Source organism: Paraburkholderia sp. (genome assembly GCF_035656215.1).
Classification (GTDB): Bacteria; Pseudomonadota; Gammaproteobacteria; order Burkholderiales; family Burkholderiaceae; genus Paraburkholderia.
Genome location: NZ_DASRSY010000410.1, coordinates 1 through 9,046 on the forward strand (window position 1 = coordinate 1; position 9,046 = coordinate 9,046).

Genomic DNA, 9,046 nt, shown 5'->3' on the forward strand with positions numbered 1-9,046 from the left:
AGCTCATGCCTTCTACCTGGAATTCGAACGTCATCGGGATTGCCTCGAAAAAATGAATGCTGCAATGATTGAATTATGCCTGCCAACGCGCAATTGAGTGGCTGACCTTCCCACGATGGGAAGGTGTACGATCGGGGCACACACTGGGGAAACTGTCATGAACATCGGGGAAGCGGCCCGCGCGTCGGGCGTCACGGCGAAGATGATTCGCTACTACGAAAGCGTGGACTTGCTGGCGGCGAAGGCGCGCACGAGCGCCGGCTATCGCGTATACGGGCCGCAAGAGGTTCATTCTCTGCGCTTCATCCGGCAGGCGCGCCGTCTGGGTTTTCTGGTTGAAGACATCCGCCGCTTGCTGGCGTTGTGGCACGACCGGTCGCGCGCCAGCGCCGAAGTGAAGGCGATTGCGCTGGAGCACGTCGCGGAGCTCGATCGCCGCATTACAGAGCTGAGCGACATGCGCGACACATTGGCGCATCTGGCTGACCATTGTCACGGCGACGAGCGTCCGGATTGTCCGATTATCGAGCGGCTCGCCGACACTGATCTGGTGTCGGGGAAGGGTTGTCATCCGATTTGAGCGCATTGGGTGCAACCCGTCGCAGGATTTGTCGCGACCGGTCGGTCAAAAGCACTGTTATGGTGCAAATTAATCTGGGGTAATATCACGAATGTCAAAATATCATCTTGAATTTAGATAAATCAATGACTTACGTGCACCACGAGCGTGCACCATTCCAAAACGGAATGCACGTCATGCGGGCATTTCACTAGCAAGGTTGCACCATAGGGATATAATTCGGGTTAACCCTTTTTAGGGAAATCCCTGATGCGGAACTCACCGGGGATTCAATCTGATCCTTGGAGAACATCATGTTTGCATACGTACTTGAAAAGCTGAGCACCTGGTTTGAAACCGCAGAACGCAGCCGTCGTGAAGCCTATCTGGCGTCGTCGTCGGATATCGTTCAGCTCGAACAGCGCATCCGCTCGCTCGAAACCAACGGCTACTCGCTGTAAGTTTCAACGGCAAAAGTTTGACCTGGCAGCGTTTCGCGCGCAGCCATCGCAGTAAAGTGTAGAGCCCCGTATAGACGGGGTTTTGTCACATCTGGACCGCGAAAATTTCACGGCAAGTGGTGCTTCAAGGCGACTCATGGCCAATAACAACTAGCCTGGCGGTTGCGGCCGCGGTAAGGTAAAGCGCTTTCCGCGCAATCCGGCATTCTCAAACTCAACCGGTCCGCCCATGCTTCCTGTCCGTTCGCTCAAATTTGTCCTGGCCACGGCCGTCGCGGCTTCGCTGACCATGGCCTTCGCAGAACCGGCGACTTTCGCCGCGTCGAGCGACAATGCCCGCAAGCCTGTGATACTCGACTCGCAAAGCGGGATAAGTGACGGCCAGAGCGGCACGGTGCTGCAGACCGCGCCGCTCTCACGGCAGCCGATCCTAGGGGCACAGCCCATTGCGACGCCCACGGAGTTGGCGCCGAATTCGTCGATACCGATCGTTGTTGCGCCCTACATCCCCGTGCCGGTTGGCGGCGGCAAGCCGTCTCCACAACCGCCGTCGCAGCCCCGTCCAGTGCGTCGTGCGCAATAAGCGTCTCTGGCGCAATCTCTCCCAGTAGTTTCTTTTCCATCCGTTGACGTATCGAGCCGCGGGCCCTCTGCCGCGCCACCGCCTGCGTATGCGTGCCTTCGGCTAATGCGCGAGGTATTGCAAACGCCATTCGGGTTTCGGCGCATGGCGTGTGCGAAACCGTCCGACGACAATCGTGGCGCGTTCTCTCGCCAACGATGTGAGGCATGCACAGTGCGCAGCGCCATCGCATCGAATGAAAACAGAATAAGGAGACATCAAATGCCTACTCACTGGATGCGGCGTGCCGCCGGCACCTGTGCCACGTTGATCGCGTTGGCTGTACCCGCAGCGCTGCCCGGTGCAGCGCTCGCCAAAGACACACCGGAAAAGCCCACCTTGACGATGGCCGTCGGCGGTTTGCCGGGCCTTTACTATTTGCCGGTACTCGCCGCACAGCAGTTGGGCTACTTCAAGGACGAAGGGCTCGACGTCACGCTCGAAGATTTCGCGGGCGGGTCGAAGGCGTTGGAAGCGGTCGTGGGCGGCAGCGCCGACGTGGGAGCCGGCGCATTCGAGCACACGCTGTTCATGCAGGCAAAGGGGCAGCACTATCGCGCGTTCGTGCTGATGGGCCGCGCGCCGCAGATCGTCGTCGCGGTGGTGAAGGCGAAGGCGGACCAGATCAAGACGTTGGCGGACTTCAAGGGGGCCAAAGTTGGCGTGAGCGCGCCGGGTTCGTCGACGGATCTGGTGCTCACCGTGGCTTTGCGCAAGGCCGGCGTACAGCGCAACGAGATTGCGGCGATCGGTGTGGGCAGCGGCGCCACAGTCCTGGCCGCGGTGAGCGGCGGTCAGATCGACGCGCTATCCAATGTCGATCCGATGATGACCAAACTGACGCGTAGCGGTGCGATCAAAGTGCTGGTCGATACGCGTACTGTGAAGGGCTCGCAGGAGGTATTCGGCGGGACGATGCCGGCGGCGACGCTCTACGCATCGGAGACTTTCATCCAGAAGTACCCGAAGACGACGCAGGCGCTCGCCAATGCGATCGTGCGCGCGGACCACTGGTTGCAAACCGCCAGCGATGCTGACTTGCTGAAGATGGTGCCGCCGGCATATCTGCTCAACGACTCGGCCCTCTATGTGGAGGCCTTCCACAATGTGCGCGACGCATATTCGCCGGACGGCTTGATGCCCGCGGATGGTCCGGCGACCTCATTACGCGCCTTGTCGTCATTCGATAGCCGCCTCGATCCGAAAAAGATCGATTTGAACGCGACCTATACCAATGACTTTGCTCGCAAGGCAGCGGCGCAATTGAAGTAAGCGGTCTGGGGGTGGATGATTTATCCGGTCGCGCGCGTGTCAAACCGCTGGGTAAGGCGCGCGCGTGCGACCTGGGACGTCGCTTAACCGCCACGATACGCGCGTGAGTAAACCAGCGATGCGGGTCGAGTGCCGCGAGAGATGCTTGAGCAAACCGCAATGCGGGTCGAGTGCCGCGAGAGATGCTTGAACAAACCTCGACGGTGTCCGAGCGCCACGATATATACGTGCGCGCGGAGCCGCCACGAGGCTCAATCGCCGCGATATTCGACCTTGAACTGCGCGGCCTTGTCCTCGCCGAGCGTTTGGACCAGCCACGGCATCTGGTCTTTGAGCGTTTTTGCTAGCGTATACGGCGGATTCAGGATGAACATGCCGCTGCCGAACAATCCGAAACCGTCGGTTGGCGGATTGCTGACGGTCAGGCTCACATGCAGCCAGTTGCGCTCCTGCAGCTTCTTCAGCTGATCGGGGAAGCGCTGCGATTCCAGGCGTCTTACCTGCGGATACCAGATCGCGTAGGTGCCGGTCGGAAAACGCTTCAGGCTTTCTTCGACGCAGCGTAGCGTGCGTGTGTAGTCGCGCTTGTCTTCATACGACGGATCGAGCAGCACCAGCGCGCGGCGTGGCGCCGGTGGCAGCAACGCGAGTATGCCGTCGAAGCCGTCGCCCGCATACAGCATCGCGCGGCGGCCTGCGTCGCGGAAGTTATGGCGCAGCACGTCGATTTCAGTGGTGTGCAATTCGAACAGACGCATGCGGTCCTGCTCGCGCATCTGCCGCCATGCGATATACGGCGAACCGGGGTAGAAGCGCAACTGGCCGTCCGGATTCAGCGCGCTCACTTCGTCGACATAATCCGCGAAGACCGACGGCAGGTCGTTACGCTCCCATAGTTTGGCGATACCGGTCTGGAACTCGCCGGTTTTGGTCGCGTAGCCTTCCTTCAGCGAATAGACGCCGGCGCCCGCGTGCGTGTCGATGTACCAGTAGGATTTGTCCTTCTGGCCGAGGTAGCGCAGTAGCTGCAACACGACGGCGTGTTTCAGAACGTCGGCGTGATTGCCTGCATGAAAGGCGTGGCGGTAGCTGAGCATGATGAGGAGACGCTGAAAGAGGGCGTGCCGCTCCAGGGCGGATTCGGCGATGCGAGTGCAATGCGGCAGCACAACTGAAGTGCAGCGCGGTCGCGTATTGTACGCGACGCCGCGTTGCACCCCGTAATGCGTTGCGCGTGACACAACCCTGATGGTACGCGGGCCATGTTCCGCGGTCCGGCGAGCGGCCGGTCGGTCAGTCCCCGGCGTCGCGGATGATCTCCTCGATCCGCTGCTTGATCTCCGGCGTGATCCGCTCAGCCACATCGGCGGATTTCATGTTCTCAGCGATCTGTTCGACGCGCGATGCGCCGGTGATGACCGTGCTCACATGGGGATTCTTCAGAATCCAGGCAATCGCCATCTGGCCGACCGTGCAACCCAGTTCATCGGCTACTTCGCCTAGCTGGCCGACCACGTTGTTTTTGCCGGCATCGGTGACCTGCTTGCGCAGCCAGTCGTAGCCTTGCAACTGCGCTCGGCTATCAGCAGGTACGCCGTCGCGGTACTTGCCGGTGAGCAGGCCGGACGCGAGCGGACTCCATGTGGTGAGCCCTAGGCCGATATCCTCATAAAGCCGCTTGTATTCCTGCTCGACACGCTTGCGGTGGAACAGGTTGTACTGCGGCTGCTCCATGACCGGTTTGTGCAGATGATGCCGCTCGGCGATTTCGTAAGCAGCGCGGATTTCGTCGGCGCTCCATTCGGATGTGCCCCAGTACAGTGCCTTGCCGCGCATGATCATGTCGCTCATGGCCCAAACGGTTTCTTCGACCGGCGTGTTTGGGTCAGGACGATGACAGAACACCAGATCGACATAATCGAGCTGCAGCCGTTTGAGCGATGTGTCGATCGCGTTCAGCAAATATTTGCGGTTCAGCGTGTGGTACTGGTTTGGCGCTTCGTTGAGCCCCCAGAAGAACTTCGTCGATACCACATAGCTTACGCGTGGCCATGCGAGTTCCTTGAGTGCCTGGCCCATGATTTCTTCGGATTGGCCGGCGGCGTACACCTCCGCGTTGTCGAAGAAGTTGACTCCCGCATCGCGCGCGGCCGCAAGCGATTCGCGCGCTGCACGATGATCTACCTGATTGCCGTAGGTGACCCATGAGCCGATGGACAGTTCGCTGACTTGCAGGCCGGAACGGCCCAGACGTCGATAATTCATGCATTCCTCCTTGGTAGTGATGCCGCCGGAATCCCGCCGAAACGCCTAGTTTAAAGAGATAAGGTCCGATGTGCGTTTTACAGATGTTGTTCACACGGTTCATGCACAATAGCAGCGTTGGCCGCAGTGCAGCATTCGGCCAAACGGACTATGCCGTTTGGCTGACTTCACGCCGCCCGCGGCCCGTGGTCTCATTGCTCATCAACTGCATGGAGGTTCTGGATGTCGTCACTGAACACGAATCTGAATGGCAAGGTTGCGGTGGTTACCGGCGCCGCGAGCGGCATCGGCAAGCAGATTGCGCTCACGCTTTCCGCTGCGGGCGCGACGATCGCGATCGCCGACCTGAACCAGGACGGCGCGAACGCCGTCGCTGAAGAAATCAAGAAGGCCGGCGGCAAGGCAATCGGCGTGGCGATGGACGTCACGAACGAAGACGCCGTCAACCAGGGCATCGACAAAGTCGCGGCCGAGTTCGGCTCGATCGACATTCTGATTTCCAACGCCGGCATCCAGATCGTCAATCCGATCGAAAACTACTCGTTTTCCGACTGGAAGAAGATGCAGGCAATCCACGTGGACGGCGCCTTTCTCACCACCAAGGCCGCGCTCAAGCACATGTACAAAGACGATCGCGGCGGCATCGTGATCTACATGGGCTCGGTCCATTCGCACGAAGCCTCGCCGCTGAAGTCCGCTTATGTGACGGCCAAGCATGCGCTGCTGGGGCTCGCGCGTGTACTGGCCAAGGAAGGCGCGAAACATAACGTGCGCTCGCATGTGGTGTGTCCGGGTTTCGTGCGTACGCCGCTTGTCGACAAGCAGATTCCCGAGCAGGCCAAGGAACTCGGCATCAGCGAAGAAGACGTGATCAAGCGCGTGATGCTGGGCGGCACGGTCGACGGCATCTTCACCACGGTGGAAGACGTTGCAGAGACGGTGCTATTCCTGTCCACTTTCCCGACTGCGGCGCTGACCGGCCAGTCCTTTATTGTGAGCCACGGCTGGTATATGCAATAAGGAGGCGCCCATGGCGCAACGCAATGTCAAGCGGGCGCGCGTCGGCGCGCCCGGCGGCGAGGAAGGCGAGGGCGCCGGTCCGGCTCCCTCCGCGCATCCCGGCCGGCATCTCCGATTGCCCAACTACGAAACCGTCGCGTTGATGCTGCAAGGCGGCGGCGCGTTGGGCGCCTATCAGGCCGGTGTCTTTCAGGGGCTTTACGAAGCCGGTATTGAGCCGAACTGGCTCGCCGGCATTTCGATCGGCGCGCTGAACACGGCCATCATTGCTGGCAATCCGCCGGAGAAACGCGTCGAGCGGCTGCTGCAATTCTGGGAGACGATCTGCCAGCCGGCGTTCGGGCTACCGTTGCCGCCCTTTATCGAGCACGCGCTGTTCAATTCCAGTGACGCCGTTCGTAGGGCCTTCACAGCGACTCAGGCGATCGGCGCGATCATGGAAGGGCAAAAGGGCTTTTTCGTGCCGCGTTTCCCGCCGCCGTTGCCCACTGTCTCCGGGCCGCCGCAATTGGCGAGCTACTACGACACCACACCGCTCAAGGCCACGCTGGAAGCGCTCTGTGATTTCGATCGCATCAATTCCGGTGAGATGCGTGTGTCGGTCGGGGCGGTGAATTGCGGAACAGGCAATTTCGCCTACTTCGATAATCGGCACACGAAACTGAAGCCAGAGCATTTCATGGCGTCAGGCGCGTTGCCACCGGGTTTCGCGGCGGTCGAAATCGACGGACAGTATTACTGGGATGGCGGCTTGATGTCGAACACGCCGCTCTACGAGGTGATTCAGACCACGCCGCGTCGCGATACGCTCGCGTTCCAGGTCGATCTGTGGAGCGCGATCGGGCCGGTGCCGGATAACATCACCGATGTTCAAGGGCGCATGAAAGACATCCAGTATTCGAGCCGCACGCGTCTCGTGACCGATATGCTGCAACGTTCGCAGCGTTTCCGGCACGTGCTGCGCGAGGTGCTCGATCGCGTGCCGTCTGACCAGCGCGACGATCCGTGGTGCAAGCTGGCGGATGATCTATCGTGTTCGAAGCGCTACAACGTGATCCACCTCATCTATCGGCAGAAGGAATACGAAGGGCACTTCAAAGACTTCCAGTTCGGTCTCTCCACAATGCGTGAACATTGGACGAGCGGCCTGGAAGATATCCGCCACTCGCTTGCGCAACCCGATTGGCTCGACATGCCCGATAACGACGCAGGGTTTGTCACGCACGATATCCATCGGGATACACGCTAAAACAACCGTAGGTGAGCGCAGCAGGTTACGGCAGCAATTGACGGCAGCGAGTCGCAAGCAGCGAGTCGCGACAGCAGGTCGCATTGGCAGTTGACAGTCACACGTCCAGCAACAGCCGGCCAATAAAAAACGGCGCCCGAAAGGGCGCCGTTTCTACAAGCAGTTCAAGCAGTTGCTCAAGCAGCCTCAGCAAATCAAAGCGCGCGCAACGAACACCCGCTCGCGCCCTGAAATACCTTACTTCAACACATGAGCGATCGCGCTAGCCACCACGTCGAGGTTGCGCGTATTCAGCGCAGCCACGCAGATGCGTCCCGTGCCCACAGCATAGATGCCGAACTCTTCACGCAGACGGTCCACTTGCGGCGACGTCAGACCCGAGTACGAGAACATGCCGCGTTGTGCGTTCACGAAGCTGAAGTCGCGATCCACGCCGCTTGCCTTTAGACGTTCGACCAGACCGTTGCGCATGGCGCGGATACGGTCGCGCATTTCGGCGAGTTCCGTTTCCCACGTGGCGCGCAGTTCAGCCGATGCGAGCACCGCCGCGACCACCGAGCCGCCGTGCGTCGGCGGGTTCGAGTAGTTCGTGCGGATCACGCGCTTCAGTTGCGACAGCACGCGAGCCGATTCTTCCTTGCTTGCCGTGATGATCGACAGTGCGCCGACGCGCTCGCCGTACAGCGAGAACGATTTCGAGAACGACGACGACACGAACACGTTCAGTTCCGATGCCGCGAACAGACGGACTGCTGCAGCGTCGGATTCGATGTTGTCGCCGAAACCCTGGTAAGCGATGTCGAGGAACGGCACCAGATTGCGCGCCTTGACGACTTCGACGATCTGCTTCCATTGGTCGACAGTCAGGTCGACGCCGGTCGGGTTGTGGCAGCACGCGTGCAGCACGACAACCGTGCCTGCGGCATAGCTGTTCAGCGCGCTCAGCATGCCTTCGAAGTTCACGCCGTGCGTGTGCGCGTCATAGTACGGATAGGACACGACTTCGAAGCCGGCGCCTTCGAACAGCGCGCGGTGGTTTTCCCAGCTCGGATCGCTGATCGCGACCTTGGTGTTCGGGTTCAGGCGTTTCAGGAAATCGGCGCCGATTTTCAACGCACCCGTGCCGCCCAGTGCTTGTGCCGTCACGACGCGGCCTGCGGCGATCAGCGGCGAATCGTTGCCGAGCAGCAGCGTTTGCACGGCAGCGTCGTAGGCAGCGATACCTTCGATCGGCAGATAGCCACGCGGCAGCGCGGCTTCGACGCGTGCCTTTTCCGCGTCGCGCACGGCGCGCAGCAGCGGAATCTTGCCTTCTTCATTGAAGTACACACCAACGCCAAGGTTGACCTTGGTGGTGCGCGCATCGGCGTTGAAGGCTTCGTTCAGGCCCAGAATCGGGTCGCGGGGAGCAAGTTCGACGGCGGAGAACAGAGACATGATGGGTGGGCAGCGTTAGTGAAAAGAGGGCGGCTTCGAGCGCGGGCGGCCCGGCCAAAGTTGTCTGACGAACAATTCAGACGTCGGGCGGGCATCGACGAGCGAGCGCAGCTTGGCATTGTAGCGAATCCGCGGGCGTTTTTCGGGCGACAAAACCTGCT

The 9,046-nt window shown here is 60.4% G+C and carries 9 protein-coding genes; 6 read left to right on the forward strand and 3 right to left on the reverse strand.

The features are described from left to right. Positions 1-157 precede the first annotated feature (157 nt). From cueR to VFE81_RS23990, 4 genes are all read left to right on the forward strand, one after another. Complete coding sequence (cueR, locus tag VFE81_RS23975) at positions 158-580, forward strand: Cu(I)-responsive transcriptional regulator (protein WP_325046964.1); 423 nt, start codon at positions 158-160, stop codon at positions 578-580. Between the two features lie 293 nt (positions 581-873). Then, positions 874-1,020, forward strand: a complete 147-nt coding sequence (locus VFE81_RS23980; protein ID WP_074284875.1) for a DUF3563 family protein — start codon at positions 874-876, stop codon at positions 1,018-1,020. Between the two features lie 229 nt (positions 1,021-1,249). Next, positions 1,250-1,603 (forward strand): hypothetical protein, encoded by a 354-nt coding sequence (locus VFE81_RS23985; RefSeq protein WP_414695646.1) that lies wholly within the window; start codon positions 1,250-1,252, stop codon positions 1,601-1,603. Positions 1,604-1,864: 261 nt separating this feature from the next. Beyond that, positions 1,865-2,914, forward strand: coding sequence for an ABC transporter substrate-binding protein (locus VFE81_RS23990; protein WP_325046966.1), 1,050 nt, complete (start codon positions 1,865-1,867; stop codon positions 2,912-2,914). A 251-nt stretch (positions 2,915-3,165) separates the two neighbouring features. Here VFE81_RS23990 and VFE81_RS23995 read toward each other — a convergent pair whose 3' ends face one another. Next, a complete protein-coding gene (locus tag VFE81_RS23995) occupies positions 3,166-4,011 on the reverse strand; it encodes a 23S rRNA (adenine(2030)-N(6))-methyltransferase RlmJ (protein WP_325046967.1) in 846 nt (281 codons plus the stop codon). 196 nt (positions 4,012-4,207) lie between these two features. Next, entirely contained in the window at positions 4,208-5,179 is a 972-nt protein-coding gene (locus VFE81_RS24000; RefSeq protein ID WP_325046968.1) for an aldo/keto reductase, read from the reverse strand. A 222-nt stretch (positions 5,180-5,401) separates the two neighbouring features. Here VFE81_RS24000 and VFE81_RS24005 point away from each other — a divergent pair, with 222 nt between their 5' ends. Both VFE81_RS24005 and VFE81_RS24010 read left to right on the forward strand, forming a co-directional pair. Then, entirely contained in the window at positions 5,402-6,199 is a 798-nt protein-coding gene (locus tag VFE81_RS24005) for a 3-hydroxybutyrate dehydrogenase (RefSeq protein ID WP_325046969.1), read from the forward strand. A 10-nt stretch (positions 6,200-6,209) separates the two neighbouring features. Next, entirely contained in the window at positions 6,210-7,448 is a 1,239-nt protein-coding gene (locus VFE81_RS24010; protein ID WP_325046970.1) for a patatin-like phospholipase family protein, read from the forward strand. A 237-nt stretch (positions 7,449-7,685) separates the two neighbouring features. On the opposite strand, the gene VFE81_RS24015 is transcribed toward VFE81_RS24010, so the two are convergent. Then, positions 7,686-8,885: an amino acid aminotransferase gene (locus VFE81_RS24015; RefSeq protein WP_325046971.1), complete on the reverse strand. Its 1,200-nt coding sequence runs from the start codon at positions 8,883-8,885 to the stop codon at positions 7,686-7,688. Positions 8,886-9,046 lie beyond the last annotated feature (161 nt).